General features: G+C 44.3%; 15 protein-coding genes. 9 read left to right on the top strand and 6 right to left on the bottom strand.

Annotated features, from left to right (window positions below; translation table 11 throughout):
- The 4 genes from B6N13_RS21900 to B6N13_RS21885 form a co-directional block, all read left to right on the top strand.
- A partial coding sequence (locus B6N13_RS21900; protein WP_282434095.1) for a group II intron maturase-specific domain-containing protein occupies nucleotides 1-491 on the top strand: 491 nt, incomplete at its 5' end.
- A 206-nt stretch (nucleotides 492-697) separates the two neighbouring features.
- Nucleotides 698-991: a DUF6172 family protein gene (locus B6N13_RS21895; protein WP_169460619.1), complete on the top strand. Its 294-nt coding sequence runs from the start codon at nucleotides 698-700 to the stop codon at nucleotides 989-991.
- Between the two features lie 177 nt (nucleotides 992-1168).
- Nucleotides 1169-2119: a thiamine-phosphate kinase gene (gene thiL / locus B6N13_RS21890; RefSeq protein WP_169460618.1), complete on the top strand. Its 951-nt coding sequence runs from the start codon at nucleotides 1169-1171 to the stop codon at nucleotides 2117-2119.
- 65 nt (nucleotides 2120-2184) lie between these two features.
- Nucleotides 2185-2667 (top strand): phosphatidylglycerophosphatase A, encoded by a 483-nt coding sequence (locus B6N13_RS21885; protein WP_012071707.1) that lies wholly within the window; start codon nucleotides 2185-2187, stop codon nucleotides 2665-2667.
- A 79-nt stretch (nucleotides 2668-2746) separates the two neighbouring features.
- Here the strand turns inward: B6N13_RS21885 and B6N13_RS21880 are convergent, their stop codons facing one another.
- The 4 genes from B6N13_RS21880 to B6N13_RS21865 all read right to left on the bottom strand — a co-directional run bounded on the left by B6N13_RS21880 (nucleotide 2747) and on the right by B6N13_RS21865 (nucleotide 8258).
- Complete coding sequence (locus B6N13_RS21880) at nucleotides 2747-3661, bottom strand: LysR substrate-binding domain-containing protein (protein ID WP_169460617.1); 915 nt, start codon at nucleotides 3659-3661, stop codon at nucleotides 2747-2749.
- A gap of 197 nt (nucleotides 3662-3858) precedes the next feature.
- Complete coding sequence (locus B6N13_RS21875) at nucleotides 3859-5355, bottom strand: CoA-acylating methylmalonate-semialdehyde dehydrogenase (protein ID WP_169460616.1); 1497 nt, start codon at nucleotides 5353-5355, stop codon at nucleotides 3859-3861.
- An 81-nt stretch (nucleotides 5356-5436) separates the two neighbouring features.
- Nucleotides 5437-6597 carry an iron-containing alcohol dehydrogenase gene (locus B6N13_RS21870; RefSeq protein ID WP_012071704.1) on the bottom strand — a complete coding sequence of 387 codons (1161 nt, stop codon included), beginning with the start codon at nucleotides 6595-6597 and terminating at the stop codon, nucleotides 5437-5439.
- An 80-nt stretch (nucleotides 6598-6677) separates the two neighbouring features.
- Nucleotides 6678-8258 (bottom strand): BCCT family transporter, encoded by a 1581-nt coding sequence (locus tag B6N13_RS21865; protein WP_169460615.1) that lies wholly within the window; start codon nucleotides 8256-8258, stop codon nucleotides 6678-6680.
- Between the two features lie 513 nt (nucleotides 8259-8771).
- Between B6N13_RS21865 and B6N13_RS21860 the strand changes: the two genes are divergently transcribed.
- Nucleotides 8772-11285 carry a CoA transferase gene (locus tag B6N13_RS21860; protein ID WP_169460614.1) on the top strand — a complete coding sequence of 838 codons (2514 nt, stop codon included), beginning with the start codon at nucleotides 8772-8774 and terminating at the stop codon, nucleotides 11283-11285.
- A gap of 83 nt (nucleotides 11286-11368) precedes the next feature.
- On the opposite strand, the gene B6N13_RS21855 is transcribed toward B6N13_RS21860, so the two are convergent.
- Complete coding sequence (locus B6N13_RS21855) at nucleotides 11369-12175, bottom strand: amino acid ABC transporter permease (protein WP_169460613.1); 807 nt, start codon at nucleotides 12173-12175, stop codon at nucleotides 11369-11371.
- 110 nt (nucleotides 12176-12285) lie between these two features.
- Nucleotides 12286-13074, bottom strand: a complete 789-nt coding sequence (locus B6N13_RS21850; protein ID WP_169460612.1) for a transporter substrate-binding domain-containing protein — start codon at nucleotides 13072-13074, stop codon at nucleotides 12286-12288.
- Nucleotides 13075-13254: 180 nt separating this feature from the next.
- On the opposite strand from B6N13_RS21850, the gene B6N13_RS21845 reads away from it, so the two are divergent.
- The 4 genes from B6N13_RS21845 to carA all read left to right on the top strand — a co-directional run bounded on the left by B6N13_RS21845 (nucleotide 13255) and on the right by carA (nucleotide 16602).
- Nucleotides 13255-14082, top strand: a complete 828-nt coding sequence (locus B6N13_RS21845; protein ID WP_169460611.1) for a hypothetical protein — start codon at nucleotides 13255-13257, stop codon at nucleotides 14080-14082.
- Between the two features lie 32 nt (nucleotides 14083-14114).
- Nucleotides 14115-14618, top strand: a complete 504-nt coding sequence (locus B6N13_RS21840) for a GNAT family N-acetyltransferase (RefSeq protein WP_169460610.1) — start codon at nucleotides 14115-14117, stop codon at nucleotides 14616-14618.
- 39 nt (nucleotides 14619-14657) lie between these two features.
- Nucleotides 14658-15209: a DJ-1 family glyoxalase III gene (locus B6N13_RS21835; RefSeq protein WP_169460609.1), complete on the top strand. Its 552-nt coding sequence runs from the start codon at nucleotides 14658-14660 to the stop codon at nucleotides 15207-15209.
- A 262-nt stretch (nucleotides 15210-15471) separates the two neighbouring features.
- A complete protein-coding gene (carA, locus tag B6N13_RS21830; protein ID WP_048814146.1) occupies nucleotides 15472-16602 on the top strand; it encodes a glutamine-hydrolyzing carbamoyl-phosphate synthase small subunit in 1131 nt (376 codons plus the stop codon).
- Nucleotides 16603-16622: the final 20 nt, after the last annotated feature.

Genomic DNA, 16622 nt, shown 5'->3' with positions numbered 1-16622 from the left:
ACCTTACGCMCAGTCGTGAGGGAGTGAAGTTTTTAGGCGTGGAGATCGGAAGTCGATATACCCGAATCCAAACCAAGAAACTGGACTTGTTCAAACAACGGCTTAAGCAGATGACGAAACGAAACGGCGGTAAACCGTTGAGTGATGTGATCAAACAGCTGAATCCGCTATTAAGAGGGTTCAGACAGTACTTCAGGATTGCCAATGCGAGTGGTGAATTCAAGAAAATCGCCCAATGGTTAAGGAGACGGCTTCGCAGTGCTCAACTAAAATTATGGAAGAAACCTAAACGGCTGCATCGAAGGCTCAAGCAACTGGGCTACAAGCCGCCGTTTAAGTACATCTCGATGACCAGTTGGAGAAATGCAGCGAGTCCATTAGCCAGCCACGCGATGCCAAACAAATGGTTCGATGAGCAAGGTTTGGTGAATCTTGAAGAAGTGAGAACGGGGTATGTGTTCAGTGTTTATACTGAATGGAAGTTTGCATGAGCCGTATACGAGGTCCGTACGTACGGTTCTGTGAGAGGGATGAGGCGGCAACGCCTCACCCTACTCGATATGTCTTCTGGTAGCCTTGGCTAGAGTATAAAAATAATGATTTGTTTATTTATATTGATAGCCGCTTTATTGGGAACCCGTTATCATGCGCGGTATTAAGGTGGCTATGTAAGCTCACCAATATTTCTAGGATCATAATGAAAAAGAACTTTGTTTTATCTCACCCCAAAAAACCATACCAGCGCCTGATTGAAGAAGCGAAAAACGAAGTAAAGCAGTACATCAAGGCTGAGCGTAATAAAGCCTTGCCTGAAGGTGCGGATTTCTGGGGGTTTAACTGCAAGTTTGGTCAAACGGCAGATAAAGCAAGAACGATCCATGAAGGCGATATCAACATGAATATTAGCTCGGCGCAAAGCCAGCACTGGAAAACCTTCTATCTAGAAGTGATCCCTACACCGAAAACACGCGCGAAACGCTTAGAAGATTAAGCCGAACTATTTGGCCAAATCTAATGTCAAAGGGCAGGTTGTATTAGGCAATCTGCCCTTTTTGCTTCTGACATCCAGTCAGCAATGCGGTATCCTCTTTGCTATTTAGTAGGCTGACCTTTATTTACTGGGCGAATGCCTTTGGTTGATCTTTAATCGAGACTAAAAGGATCTTTTTTGAAAGAATTCGAGTTGATACAAAACATCTTTCAAGCGTCTGTGATGGCAAGTACACAAGGACGTGGCGATCTTTTGTTGGGCATTGGTGATGATTGTGCTCAGGTGCAAGTTCCGCAAGGTCAGAGCTTGGTGTTTTCCATGGATACCTTGGTCGAAGGGCGACATTTTCCTTTCGATGCCGATCCTGTAGATATCGGTTATCGCGCGGTGGCAAGCTGTGTGAGCGATTTAGCGGCAATGGGCGCAAAACCAGCGTTTTTTACCTTGGGACTGACGATTCCAGAATCCGATCCGCAATGGTTAGCGGGTCTAGCGCAAGGTATGGCTGAACTGGCTGAACCAATTGGTTTGGCGTTAGTCGGTGGTGATACCACCAAAGGGCCGTTAACCATTACATTGCAAGTGCATGGTTATGTTGAGCCTGATATGGCCGTTAAGCGCAGCGGGGCAAAGCTCGGTGATGATATTTATGTCACAGGGTTGCTTGGCGACGCCGCTGCCGCTGTGCCAATTGTCACGGGTGAGTTACAAGTATCGAGTGAGCGTTTTGATTACTTCTATGATCGTTATTGGCGACCACAACCAAGGTTGATTGTCGGCATGGCGCTGAAACGAGTGGTTCATGCCATGATGGATATTTCTGATGGTCTTGCCCAAGATATCCAACATATACTGAAAGCGTCTGGCGTTGGGGCAAATATCAACGCCAGTCGTATGCCAATTTCTGCTGAGTTATTGCGATGGCAACCTGAATCTGCCGTGGCTCTGGCCTTAACCGGTGGCGATGATTACGAGTTGTGTTTTACTGCCCCGAAAGACCAAGCCGCCGAAATTGCCTTGATCACGCAAACCCTAAGCTTGCCTTGTACCAAGGTAGGTGAGATTGTCGCGGAAGGCTTTGTTATTCAGGGCTATGATGGTGAAATAACGGGTTGGCAACATTTTTAGGGGCGATTGCTGCGCTCATAAAGAATTTTTAGTTTTTAATTTAATGAATAATAGGTGATGGCTTCATGGCAAACTCTGCCCCTGCGTCAGTATGGCGTAATCCGATACATTTTTTGGCGTTTGGTCTTGGCTCTGGTGCCGCGCCAAAAGCGCCGGGAACTTTTGGAACATTGGCTGCTGTGCCTTTGTTTATTTGGTTCCTGCAAGATTTAAGCGCGATGGCGTATCTTGCTGTGCTGGTGGTGACGTCATTGGTCGGGATTTATCTTTGTGGTAAAACCTCAAAAGATATGGGAGTGCACGATCATGCTGGTATCGTCTGGGACGAATTTGTTGGTTTCTGGATCACCATGTGGCTAGCACCAGCTGGTTGGTTTTATATCGTGCTGGGCTTCGTATTGTTTCGCCTGTTTGATATTTTGAAGCCTTGGCCGATTTCTTGGGTTGATAAAAATGTTCACGGTGGCTTTGGCATCATGCTGGATGATATTTTGGCCGGTGTGATGTCGTTTATTGTGCTGCAAGCCTTGGTCGAATTTGTGTTTTAAAGGATTTTTTGATCTTTGATCATCTAGGCTATGACAAACAGTGAACTGGGCGAATTTTGTCATAGCCAATTGGGTTTTGTTATTGAGTTGAGATGGCTAAGGACCGCTGTTGTTGCGCCATTTCTATAATCCATTGTTTGAATGTTTCTGCATTTGGATGCAAAAATTGCTGCGCTTTATGGGTTAAGAAAAAGGCTTCTGATGTTTCTACTTTTTGTTCAAAGGGGGCTATGAGGCTACCTTCTTTCAACATTTCTGATACCAAAGAGGTTCGGCCAATTGCAAAGCCTTGTCCCAGTTTTGCCATTTCTAATGCGGAAATTAAGGTATCGAATTGGATGCCTAAACCATTGTCGGTATGTTCGGTTCCAGTTTGATTTAACCAATATCCCCAGCCTTCTTCATACCCTAAGACATGCAGCAGTCTATGCTCTGACAGAATGTCTGTGTGTGGTTGTTCTGCACAACTTTGTATTAAGCTGGGGCTGCAAACAGGAAAAAGCTCATCCCACGTTAGTCGTACCGCATCTACATCAGACCATGTGCCACGACCATAACGAATGTTTAAGTCAGTTTCGCGCTCTTTTTCTGCTCCTTCCCAAATATTGCTAGTAAAGCAAATGCGAATATCTGGGTGTTGCTCATAAAATAACGGCAGTTTTGGTGCTAGCCAAGTAGTAAAAAAGACTAAGCTGACTCTGATGGTTACTTGTTTGCTTTGCCCTTGACCAAATAGTTCTTCTGTCACGGCTGTTAAGCGGTTGATGGATTCGTGAATAGCAGGAACATAAGCTAACCCCGCGTCGGTTAGTGCCAAGCCTCGTGGTAAGCGTTTAAAAAGTAATGCGCCTAATTGAGATTCTAGGCTTTTAACTTGTTGGCTAATGGCCGCTTGGGTGAGGTTGAGCTCATTGGCCGCTTGAGTGAAGTTTAAGTGACGAGCCGACGCTTCAAAAGAGCGAAGCCAGTTGAGTGGGGGGAGTCTTTTTTTCATGTTTGTTATCTCAACATAAGAGCCAACACTGACTATCTCTCTATCAAAATAAAGACGAAATATTTTGAACAGAGCATATAGATTTGTTGGTGATACCGCTTATTGTATTTATTGAGTATCAAAATAACGGTTTTCTATAAAAATGCCATACATAAAAAGAGGATAAGCAAGTTATCCTCTTTTTGATCTCTTTAATGCTACTTCATAGTTGGCATAGAAAACTCAACGCCTTCTCGAACGCCTGCAGAAGGCCAGCGTTGAGTTACTGTTTTACGTTTGGTGTAAAAACGAACCGCATCAGGACCATAAGCGTGTAGGTCACCGAAAAGTGAACGCTTCCAGCCGCCGAAACTGTGGTAAGCCACTGGAACAGGAAGAGGAACGTTAATGCCGACCATGCCCACTTGGATGTTATCAGAGAAGTAACGCGCTGCTTCGCCATCACGAGTGAAGATACAAGTACCGTTACCGTACTCGTGAGCATCAATCAGATCCATGGCTTCTTGCATTGTTTTCACTCGAACGATTTGCAGAACAGGTCCAAAAATCTCTTCTTGGTAGCTAACCATATCAGAGCGAACATTGTCGATTAGCGTTGCGCCAACAAAGAAGCCATTTTCATGTCCTTTGATTTTTACGTTACGTCCATCAACGACAATTTTTGCACCTTGTTGTTCTGCGCTATTAATGTAGCCAATAACTTTTTCTTGATGTGCTTTAGTGATAACAGGGCCAAAGTCATTGTTCGCGTCAGAGTAAGGACCCACATTTAGCGATTGCATAGCGGCTTGCATCTTCTCGGCAAGTGCATCACCAGCGGCATCGCCAACGGTCACGGCTACAGAAAGTGCCATACAGCGTTCGCCAGAGGAACCAAATGCCGCGCCAACTAATTGATTGACTGCATTATCCATATCCGCATCAGGCATTACGATTGCGTGGTTTTTTGCTCCGCCTAGGGCTTGGCAACGCTTACCATTGGCGTTCGCAGTGGTGTAAATGTATTCCGCAATTGGCGTGGAACCTACAAAGCTAACAGCTTTAATTCGGTCATCATTCAATAGTGTATCAACGGCTTCTTTGTCACCGTTTACTACATTCATTACGCCGTCTGGAAGTCCTGCTTCTTTTAATAGTTGCGCAATGAACAAAGTAGAGCTTGGGTCACGCTCAGAAGGTTTAAGAATAAAGCAGTTGCCACATACCAAGGCCATTGGGAACATCCATAGAGGCACCATAGCAGGGAAGTTAAATGGCGTGATGCCTGCAACAACACCTAGAGGCTGGAATTCACTCCAAGAGTCGATATTCGGACCAACATTTTTACTGTGCTCGCCTTTTAGCAGTTCTGGCGCACCACATGCGTATTCTACGTTTTCAATACCACGTTGTAGTTCACCCGCAGCATCATGACTAATTTTACCGTGTTCTTCACCAATCATTTTGCAGATGGTGTCAGCGTGTTTTTCTAACAGCGTTTTGAAGTTAAACATGATGCGAGCACGTTTAATCGCTGGAGTATTACGCCATGCTGGATAGGCTGCTTGGGCAACGGCAATAGCTTCTTCAACGGTTTTTTTAGACGCCAAATCAACTTGTTTACTTACTTCGCCAGTAGATGGATTGAAGATGTCTTGCTGACGTGTACCTTCAATAATGATTTCACCATTAATTAACTGTCCAACTGTGCTCATTTTTATTTTCCTATGATTAATGTTTTAAATACTAATGTTCTTTAAATGGGTAGAACTGACTTTTGATTTATGAATGGCGTATCAGTCCCATAGCTTTTTATAGAGTTCAATCACTTCACTGGCACTTGGAACTCGTGGGTTGTTATTCGGCGAACCGGACGCTAAGGCTTGTTCTGCCATTGTGTTTAGAAGTCCCATGTAGTGATCTTTTTTGATACCGAATTCTTCAGGAGTCGGTACTTTTAATTCTTCATTAAGCGCTTTTAATTCTGCAATTAGCTTGGTGTTGGCGCTGTCGTCACTGTCTTGTTCAGATGCAATTCCCATTGCTCGGGCACAATCTGCATAACGTTTAGGTGCCGCTGGAATAGAGTATTCGGTGACGGTTGGTAGCAACATGGCGTTAGATAAACCATGTGGAACATGGAAAGCAGCACCGATCGGTCGGCTCATGCCATGCACTAAGGCTACAGACGCGTTGGAAAAAGCGATACCTGCCAAGGTTGAACCCAACATCATGGACTCACGAGCCGCTTCATCTGCGCCGTTGTGATAGACACGACGAAGATTTGGAGCGATAAGGCGCATAGCTCCTAATGCTTGCGTGTCACTATAAAGGCTAGCTTTTTTACTCACGTAGGCTTCCATTGCGTGAGTTAACGCATCGATTCCAGTATCTGCTGTAGTTCGAGCTGGTAGAGATAAGGTTAGGTTGAAATCAACCAAAGCCGCAATTGGCATAAAGCCAACGCCCATACAGAGCATTTTTTCGTCTGTGGTTTCATCGGTAATAATGGTGACTTTTGTGACCTCTGAACCGGTTCCCGCTGTGGTTGGAATAGCAATGATCGGCAAACCAGATTCGGTAACAACGCGAGGAAATTTGTAATCACGCATTTCGCCGCCAAATTTGCCCAAAATACTAATGGCTTTGGCGCTGTCTATAGGACTACCGCCACCTAAAGCGATAATGCTGTCGTAATTACCTTGTTGTATTTTCTCAACTCCTGCTTGAATCGATGCGACAGTAGGTTCAGGTAGGGTGTCGTCAAAGATATCGGCCTGGATGCCTTTTTCAGCAAGAACGGCCTGAATTTTGTCTGCATAACCCAGTTTCACCATCATTTTGTCAGTAATGATGAGTGGGCTGCGGCAGTCCAGACTCTCAAGGATCGAAGGTGTAGCATGACTGGCATCTTTGCCGACTTGCAGCATACGTGGAAGAATAATCTGAGTAGACATGTAGTCTCCTAGTGTTAAGTGTGTTAACAAAATTGATTGAGTCTGTTATTGGTTTAAAATCGCTATTCTTGAGTTGTCAATTAGGCTCTTTCAGTTGAAGGTTTGAGTTTTTTGAATGGCTTGTCTTGGAATTCTTCCCTTAGGGATTTAATCAGGCCATACGTGGCCATGATAACGATGAAAGAGAAAGGAAAAGCGGCGACAATGGAGGCTGTTTGTAGGGCCTTTAATCCGCCTGCATAAAGAAGCACGGCGGCAACCATTCCAATGGCAACGCCCCAAAATACTCGGAATTTTGCTGGTGGATGCTCATCACCAAAAGACACAATGGTACAAATTACTAGGGTTGCTGAATCTGCTGAGGTTACAAAGTAAGTCACCAACATCAAAGTACATAGACTCGAAATGATAATAGTAACAATGTCACCAGCATTCATACTTTCAATGGTTGTGAACAACGCCATAGTGGTGTCGGCATTGACGGCTTCTGTGATACCACCTGGACCAAACAATTCCACGAACATTGCAGTGTTACCGAAGATGGAAATCCAGAATGCAGCCAACAATGTTGGAGCGATTAGCACACCGCAGACGAATTCGCGAATGGTACGGCCTTTAGAGATTCGTGCGATGAAGATGCCGCAGAAAGGAGCCCAAGCAATCCACCAACCCCAGTAGAAAATAGTCCACCAGCTTTGCCATTGACGTTCAGGATCTGGATCAACCCAAAAGCCTAATCCAACTACGTTGGTAATATAATCGCCAAGGTTAGTCACAAAGGCGCCAAGCACATAAACCGTTGGACCAAAAACAATGAAGAGCAAAAGGATCACGATGGTTAAGTGCATATTCCATTCACTTAAAATCTTGATACCTTTATTTAGGCCAGTTAAAACGGATCCTGTTGCAATCACAGACAAGATGGCGATGAGGATGATTTGGTTAGTTGTTGAAATCTCGAAACCAAATAAATAAGACAGCCCCGCGTTCATCTGTTGGGCGCCCAATCCTAAAGACGTCGCAATACCAAATACGGTACCGAATACTGCGAGTAAATCTGCAGCGTGACCGATTGGTCCATAGATGCGGTCGCCAAAAATGGGATGCAAGCTAGATCGGATAGAAAGCGGGAGTCCTTTTCTATAAGAAAAATAAGCCAAGGCTAAACCAATTACGGCAAATAATGCCCAGCCATGAAGACCCCAATGGAAGATGGCCACCCGCATTGCAACTTGCGCGGCGGCAACTGTGCCCGCTTGAGCGTCAGTAATAAATGGGTTGCCTTGGAGGTAATAAATAGGCTCAGCGATACTCCAAAAAAGAATACCAATACCAATGCCTGCACTAAACAGCATGGAGAACCAAGCATAGTTACTGAATTCTGGCCGATCAGAGTCTTTTCCTAAGCGAATATCGCCGTATTTACTCAAGCTCATCCAGACAGCAAAAAAGAGAAAGAAGCTCATCAAGCCAATGTAGTACCAATCTAAATTTGACGAGATGAAGTTATTAGCTGAGCTATAGAGTGTGTTTGCAGAGGTTGGATCCAAAACGGTAAACAACACGAATGCCATCACTAGAAGGGCGGAGCCGACAGCTAGAATAGGGTGAGTGCCGGAAAACAATCCTTTTTTTGGGAGAACATAAGATTTGTCATTCATCGTGTAGACCTCATCGTAGCGTTATTGCTCTTGGATCCCATTAAATTCATTTCTGCTTGAATGGGAGGATCTAAACGAGTGATGAAACTATGAGTCTTTATATTATTCATATTGCCATTCTCACTATTATTTTTATTTTATTGTTAAGACATTTTCAGCCAGTCTTACTTATTTTTTTCTCGGAAAAACATTGTTATGAATCTTTCCAAAAGAGAGAAGCAATAAAAAATCTATCTAAGACCCTAAAAAATTTATGACTCTTGGGTTTTTATCTTCTTAGCAATAAAAAAAACAACCTCTCAGGGTGTTTTTATTTTGCTGGTTCGTTATTTGATTCGCTCCTAATATTCAGCTTTCGACAAATCATTAATTTGGAAGCTTTTAAAAATTACCAATTATGTTGTCTAAATATTTAAAACAGCCGGGGCTCCGGTATAAAAGTAAATAACACCAGACTACAAAAGTTTTTTAAATAAAGTGGCTTTTGAGCAGGTGCATTAGGGTGAAGCAGATATGAATAAACAGAATCAATTACCGTTAGTAGGTGTTCGTGTTGCTGATTTTGGACAGCAAATTGCAGGTCCTGCTGTTGCTATGGTGCTGGCCGATTTAGGGGCAACGGTTGTACATATAGATCCGCCTGGTGGACCAAGTTGGAAGCATCCTGCTAACGCTATATTGAATCGCAATAAAGCGTCTCTTTGTATCGATCTCAAGACTCAAGCCGGTTTAGATCAAGCTTTAGAATTAATTGAAAATGTAGATATTGTTATTGAAAGCTTTCGTCCCGGTGTAATGAAGAGGTTGGGAATTGATTTCGTAGCGCTGCGTGAGTCGCGCCCTGAGTTAATCACATTATCTATGCCTGGTTTTGCGAGTAATGATGAACTTCGCCGTGATTGGAAAGCCACTGAAGCCATAGTTGCTGCAACGTCTGGTACTTTTACCGATATGGGTTTTAACCGTGTGCTAATGGGATTAAATCCAAGCTTTTCTCCTTTACCATTGGGTTCATCTTATGCCATTTCTCTAGCGGCAAGTTCCATTGCACTTGCCTTGTTTGAAAGAGAAAAAACGGGGCGTGGTGACAATATTGAAGTACCTATTGCTGCGGCGCTCATGGAAGGTCTTTCTTATAACTCTTATGTTGTTGATCAGCTGCCTGAACGCTACAAAACCATGCGTGAGCTAGAGATAGAACATCGTAAATCCAACAACATTAAAATGGATGTGAGTTACGCGCAGCTACAAGAATACCTAGATCCATTTTACCGAACTTATGTCTGTGCAGATGGACGTCAGTTTTATTGTGTTTGCCCTTCCCATCGCAATCATGCCGAAAGAGCACTGAAAGTATTGGGGATTTATGACGAACTAGTGGCAGAAGGCTTGCCAGAAGTGAAAGATTTGCACGTTCCAATTAGTGAATGGGACGGCGAAACATCGATTGGTGTGTATCCACTACCGAAAAAATGGGCAGATCTTATTTCTGAGAAGATGAAAAAAGCCTTCTTGCAAAAAACCTCCGATGAATGGGGTGTCATTTTTGGCGAAGGACAAATTCCTGGTGCGCCTCATCGCTCTACAGAAGAGTGGGTCAACAGTGAGCATTGCAATGCTTCGGGTTTGATTGTTGAAGTGGAAGGAACTGAATTTGGTACCATGAAACAGCCTGGACCAATTGTTTGGTTTGAAAATGAATCGGAAGCCATGCTAAAACCAAAACCTCAAGAGCATGTTAGCTTTGAGCAGGCTTTGGCTCGATTACAAAGCGTAGCAAAAATTGAAAAAATCTCTCGTCCTACAGGCCAAGATATTCAGCCAGCAAGCGGTAAAGGTTGGTTGGATGGAGTGAAAATTCTAGATTTAACCAACGTTATTGCAGGGCCTCATTCTACGGCGTTTATGTCTCGCTTTGGTGCTGAAATCACGAAATTAGACCCGGTCACACCTTTGTACGACCCTTTGATTGGTATTCTGTTTACTTTCCAAACCGGTGTCGGCAAGCAAAGTGCGCTGGTCAATATTATGACCAAAGAAGGTCGTGAAGTGTTTGAACGCCTGGTGAGAAGTGTGGATATCGTGGTTATTAACGCGCCAGATCGCCAAATGAAACCTTTGGGCTTGGATCAAGACAGTTTGAGTGCAATCAATCCAGATGTGCTTTTCTGTCGCCTTGATTGTTTTGGTGGTCCTCGTACCGGTAGCAAAACGAACTACATTGGTTATGACGATATTATTCAGGCAAACAGCGGAATCATGAGTCGTTTTGGGAAACCAGAAACACCAGAAGAACACGCACATTTGGGTACGCTAGACGTGAACTGCGGTTTTGCTGCGGCGCTAGGTATGGTGATTGCTCTGTATCAGAAACGCAAAACCGGTAAAGTGTGCAGAGTGAGAACGTCTCTGTCTGCGGTAACCAATATTGCGCAAATCCCCTTTGCTTTCGATTATGAAGGAAGAGCGCCATTTAACGAGGCATCTGGACGAGAAGCGATGGGTAATCATGCCTTGTCACACTTTTATCGTACCAATAGCGGCTGGGTGTTTTTAGATTCGCATTCAGGTGAGTTGGCTAAATTGGATGCTATTAAAGGATTGAATGGTATTCAGCAGAGCCAAGATATGGGGCAATTCTTGCGTGATCAACTGGTGAAAGAATCTTCCGCATATTGGTTAAAAGAATTTGCCGCCGCCGATATTGCTTGTGCTGAACCTTTCTCCATTGAATATTTGCGTGAGCATAATAGCCGAGTTGCGGATCAGAAAGTGGGCACTGATTTGGGCAGTTATGCTTTTTCAATTTTCCCTGATCATCCAAGTGGTCATTGCATTACTCAGGTTGATCCATACTCGATTCGTCCGCGAGAAGCCAAGATTCGAGCCGTTACGCCAACGGAGAAATTTGGTCATTCGACAATCAAGGTATTGCAAGGCTTAGGATACAGCGAGAGTGATATCAATGACATGTTAGAGAAAAAGATAGCGGCAACCGGTTGGGGACGCGAGTTCCTACCAAGCTAAGTGATCTACTACTGTTAGTTTAGTGACAAGCCCTTCGATGTTTGGATAAAACCTGCTCGAGGGGCTTTTTTATGCTGGTGAATTTAATGATGATCATTGCGCCGTAAATGCGCTTCAAATGCTCGTATCATCAGCGATAAGCTGAGTGTAAGGACAAGGTACATGAAGGCGACGACGTTGTAGGTTTCGAAGAATTGAAAGGTAGAGGAGCTGAAGACTTTGCCGAGTTGGGTGATGTCTTGCACGCCTAAAACAGACACTAATGCGGAGTCTTTGATCATGGCGACCAGGTCGTTGCCAAGGGGCGGTAAGATTTTGCGCATGGCTTGGGGTAGGGTGATAAGGCGGAATCTATGCCAGTTGGATAACCCTAGTGCTTTTGCGGCTTCTATTTGTCCTTTGCCTACTTCTTGAATGCCTGCACGAAAGACTTCAGCAATGAAGGCGCTATAACTAATGGCAAGGGCAATAATGGCGCGCCACAGTAAGGTAAAATCGCGTGTGCGAGCCTCTTCTATCCAGCCTGCTTCAATGGGGATTTGCAGTGCCCAGTTATAGAGTTTCACCATTTCTGGTGCGCCGACAAACGCGATATAGAACAGTAGAACAAGAACGGGGATACCGCGAAATACTTCTACATAAAAGCGTGCGAATTCACGAAGAATGCGATGACGAGAAAACCCTGCCAGTGCGATTAATAACCCAAGAAAACTTGCCAGTATAAAAGCGGTGAAGGTTACGCCGATTGTCGTCAGTAACCCTTCGCTTAGAGCGCCAGCAATGCGTTGGTAGCTTTCGTCTGCTACCATGTTCCATAGCAGAACCAGAGCAATAATAATGATGGTGACGAGCCACCAAGGCGTGCGTTCTAGGGATTTTTTAAAGGGCATAATACATTCATAGCAAGACCGTTCCGTGGTGGTTAACAATAAAAAAACGGATCGCTATACAAGTAGAAGATCCGTTGCTGTGCGTTTGTTGTTTCTATATTACCGTTTTTTTAGCGGTTATAGTCGAAGAACCATTTTTTGTTCAGGGCTTCTAATGTGCCGTCTTTTTCCATGCTTTCGATAGCAGCATTGATCGGCTTAACAAGGTCTGAGCCTTTAGCCAGAATGAATCCAAAATCTTCAGATCCTAATGGACCGCCAACGATTTTGAATGCACCTGGATTAGCACCGATATAACCACGAGCCGATGCCGCATCCATTAAAACGCTATCAACATCGCCAGATTTTAATGCTTGGACGGAAGCGCCAAAGGTTTCTAGTAAGGTAATGCGAGGATTGTTTTCATCGCCATCAAGGACATCGTATACGGCTACATAAAAGTTAGTGGTTCCTGCTTGTGCGCCAAATTGTAGATCTGGGTCGGCGGCAAAGGATTTTGCATCGTTAAATCGATCTTCATCAGCGCGCACTAACATGAACTGTTGAGATGTCATATAAGGAATGGTGAAATCAATTTGCTCAGCACGCTCTTCATTGATCGTAATGCCATCCATACCAACATCGTACTGACCTTGTTTAATAGCTTGGATCATGGTGTCCCAGCTGCTTATATGCCACTCGATTTTGGCATTTAAGCGTTTGCCAATTTCGTTCATGGCATCGTATTCCCAACCAATACCTTCACCTGTTGCTGGATCGACAAAGTTCAGTGGTGTGTAGGCATTTTCGGTGACGGCTAAAATAGTGCGACCTTTTAAGTCTGGTAAGCTATCGGCGAAACTTAAACTGCTTATCGAAACGGCTGCGATAACCAATAAGCGAGATAACAAGGAAGCCATGGATTAAATACCTTTTATTTAGTTGTTCAAAAATTGGTTGCGATTATACACAGCCATAGTGCAAAGATCTCTAGCAAGCTTTGAGCCATCAAGTGGCATCTGGTGGCGTAAGCGAGTATATTTGCTTACCAATATTCAATTAGATGAATGTGCACTTTTACGACTGCGATTAAGGTTACTATGTCCCGCGAATTACCACCTCAACAGGCTTTTCAAACCCATTGCTTAGCGCAAATGGGCGTGGTGTCTTGGTTGTCTGCTTCGGATAATGTAACGGGGACGGTTTTTATGCCGCCTCAGCCTTGGCCTATTGATATGGACGCGCCGTCAAGCTCTTCCTTTGCAGACTCTTATAGCGATCAGTCTTCGGCCGGATTTAGATCCGCTGAACCTGTGCTCGCTCCAGTGCCTAAATTATCGCCAGAAGAAAAAGAGCCTTTAGTTCACAACCTTCGTGCGCAGTTAAATGCAGGGCCGGAAATTATCGTTGAAGATTTGCAGCCAATCGAAGAGTTAGCAGTCGATATTGTCATTGAGCCAGATCCTGCGCTGACTACTCAAATTACGCGATTGAATATTCATGCTTACGCCTTGTCTAATAAGCTGTTGATATTAAGTGATGTGCCTCTGGTGTTTTCTCAAGCAGAAGATATTGAACGTTTGGCGTTAAAAATGGGGCAAGCGCTTTTAAAACAGCCTATTAGTGAATGGCAAAGCAGTGCGTTTACTTGGCCGGGGCAATTGCGAAATCCGTACTTTTTGAATCGTACCGATTGGTTGTTTGGCGCGTTAGAAAGCTATGTGGGCCGTTTGGTAAAAGACTTCCCTGAAACACCATGGTTAGTGCTGGCTGGAGCGCAGATTACTCAGTTGGTGGAAGATTTACCGCCTGAAAGTCTGTTGAAACAATATCCTACCGCCAACATCGTAAGTTTGTCTGAGTTGTATCGTATTCCTGAACTGCGCAAAGAAGCGTGGCAGGTGATGCAATCAAGCTTTTTTCGTTAACCTTTTTGCTTCTTACTGAGTCCTTCTATTTTATGATTCCTTCTATTTCTATTCGTCCGGCAACAGAGTCAGATCTGCCATTTATTATCCAACTTGACGCCTTATCTAATCCTTATCCTTGGGGGGAAAGTTTGATCGCTGATGCGTTACAAATGCGTAAAAACTGGGTGGTTGAATTAGGTGATGCGACGCAAAAATCCATTGTTGGTTGGTTAACTGCATCGATAGTGCTTGATCAGTCCGAATTAGAATTAATTGTGATTGATTCTTCTGTCCGTAGACAGGGGCTAGCCAGACAGTTGATCATGGTTTGGTCAAAAACGGTTACGCAGCTTAATGTCAGTGAATTATTGCTGGAGGTGCGTGAATCGAATTTAGGTGCCATTTCCTTGTACGAATCGTTAGGGTTCGAACAGGTCGGTCGCCGAAAAAATTACTATCAAATAGAAAAAAAAGGACAAACAGAACAGGGCCGCGAAGCGGCCTGTTTGTTTACGCTAAAAATAGAAAAGTTTTTAAACGCAGTAGTCGCATGAAAGCTTTTATGAATTTAATGTATTTGAAAGAGGTAAAGTATGAGCAAGGTATTGGTTCCTATTGCTAACGGCAATGAAGATATTGAAGCTATTACGATTATCGATGTGCTGCGACGTGGTGGTGTAGAGGTCACTGTGGCGAGTATCCATGAGTCAAAACAGATTGTTATGGCACACGGCACTAAGCTAGAAGCTGATGTTTTATTGACCGAGGTTGGCGAGCAAATCTTTGACGCTGTGGTGTTGGCTGGTGGTATGCCAGGTGCTGAGTATTTGCGTGACTGCGAGTTGCTAATTGATATATTGGAAAAACATGACATCCAAGATGCTTTGTTGGCTGCTATTTGTGCATCGCCAGCGGTTGTGTTTGGTACTCACGGTTTTGTGGTGGATAAACAGGCGACATGTTACCCGGGCTTTGAAGATGGGTTGATTGGTGCTGAGTACATTGCCAATGAACCTGTAGTAATGGACGGTAACATTTTGACAGGCAAGGGGCCTGCCGCAGCGATGGTTTTTTCATTGACAGTATTAGGTAACTTAAATGGTTATGACGCTGCCAAAAATGTAGCTGATGGATTGTTGTGCTAAGAGGTTATTTTGCTCCATTTCTATTCTTGACTAAGAAGTCAAGAAAAAATGCGTTCAAATTCCGTGTTTTTGCCTGTTTTCTCGGCAATTCGGTGGACGCAAAAGGCGTATCAGAGTAGAATTAGGCAGATTTTTTGAACGCGAGATCCATTGGTTATCCATCATTGGAAGAACGGCAAAAACGCAATTTCTTAAAAGCGAGATGAGCCGCCGGTTTATCTCGCTTTTTTGCAACCTGATAGTCTCTAAATGGGAGGTTCCTTTGGCAACATCAGCGATTCTGGCTCTGGAAGACGGCACTATTTTTAAAGGGGTGTCGATCGGAGCAGATGGCTCCTCAACGGCCGAGGTAGTATTTAACACCTCGATGACCGGTTATCAAGAAATTCTTACTGATCCTTCCTATGCTCGACAAATGGTCACCTTGACCTATCCCCACATCGGGAATACTGGCGTTAACTCTGAAGATGAAGAATCCGATAAAGTGTGGTGTGAAGGCTTGATCATTCGTGATCTTCCTTTGGTTGCAAGCAGCTGGCGCTCACAAGAATCGTTAGATTCTTACTTGAAGCGCAAAGGCGTGGTTGGTATCGCCGACATCGATACTCGTAAATTGACACGTATTCTACGAGAAAAAGGTGCGCTAGCAGGTTGCATCATAGCGGGTGAAAATCTAGATGAAGCGGCTGCGGTTGCTGCTGCTAAAGCCTTCCCTGGCTTGAAAGGCATGGATCTAGCGAAAGAAGTAACGGTTGAGAAAGCATACGAGTGGACTGAATCCACTTGGGATCTTGTGAAAGGTCACACGACGCCAGAATCTTTTGATTTCCACGTGGTTGCTTATGACTACGGTGTGAAACGTAACATTCTCCGTATGTTGGTTGAGCGTGGTTGCCGTATCACGGTCGTGCCAGCGAAAACACCAGCAAGTGACGTTTTGGCGATGAATCCCGATGGCGTATTCTTATCCAATGGACCTGGTGACCCAGAGCCATGTGATTACGCGATTCAAGCCATTAAAGAGATCCTAGAAACAGATATTCCTGTGTTTGGTATCTGTCTTGGTCATCAGCTTTTAGCTTTGGCTTCTGGTGCGAAAACCAAGAAAATGAAGTTTGGTCACCACGGAGCAAACCATCCGGTACAAGCTATTGAAAAGGGCACAGTGATGATCACCAGCCAAAACCACGGTTTTGCGGTAGACGAAGACACTTTGCCAGCTAACCTTGTGATGACTCACAAATCTTTGTTCGATGGCTCTTTGCAAGGCATAGCGCGAACAGATAAGAGTGCATTCAGCTTCCAAGGTCACCCTGAAGCGAGCCCGGGGCCACACGATGTTGCGCCGTTGTTCGATCAGTTCATTGAAAACATCAAAGCAACTAAAGCCTAAAAGTAGGAGCGGAGCGAAAT

This window comes from Marinomonas sp. UCMA 3892 (assembly GCF_012726345.1).
Classification (GTDB): domain Bacteria; phylum Pseudomonadota; class Gammaproteobacteria; order Pseudomonadales; family Marinomonadaceae; genus Marinomonas.
Note: the sequence above shows the minus strand (reverse complement) of the source record. Positions and strands in the feature narration are given on the sequence as shown.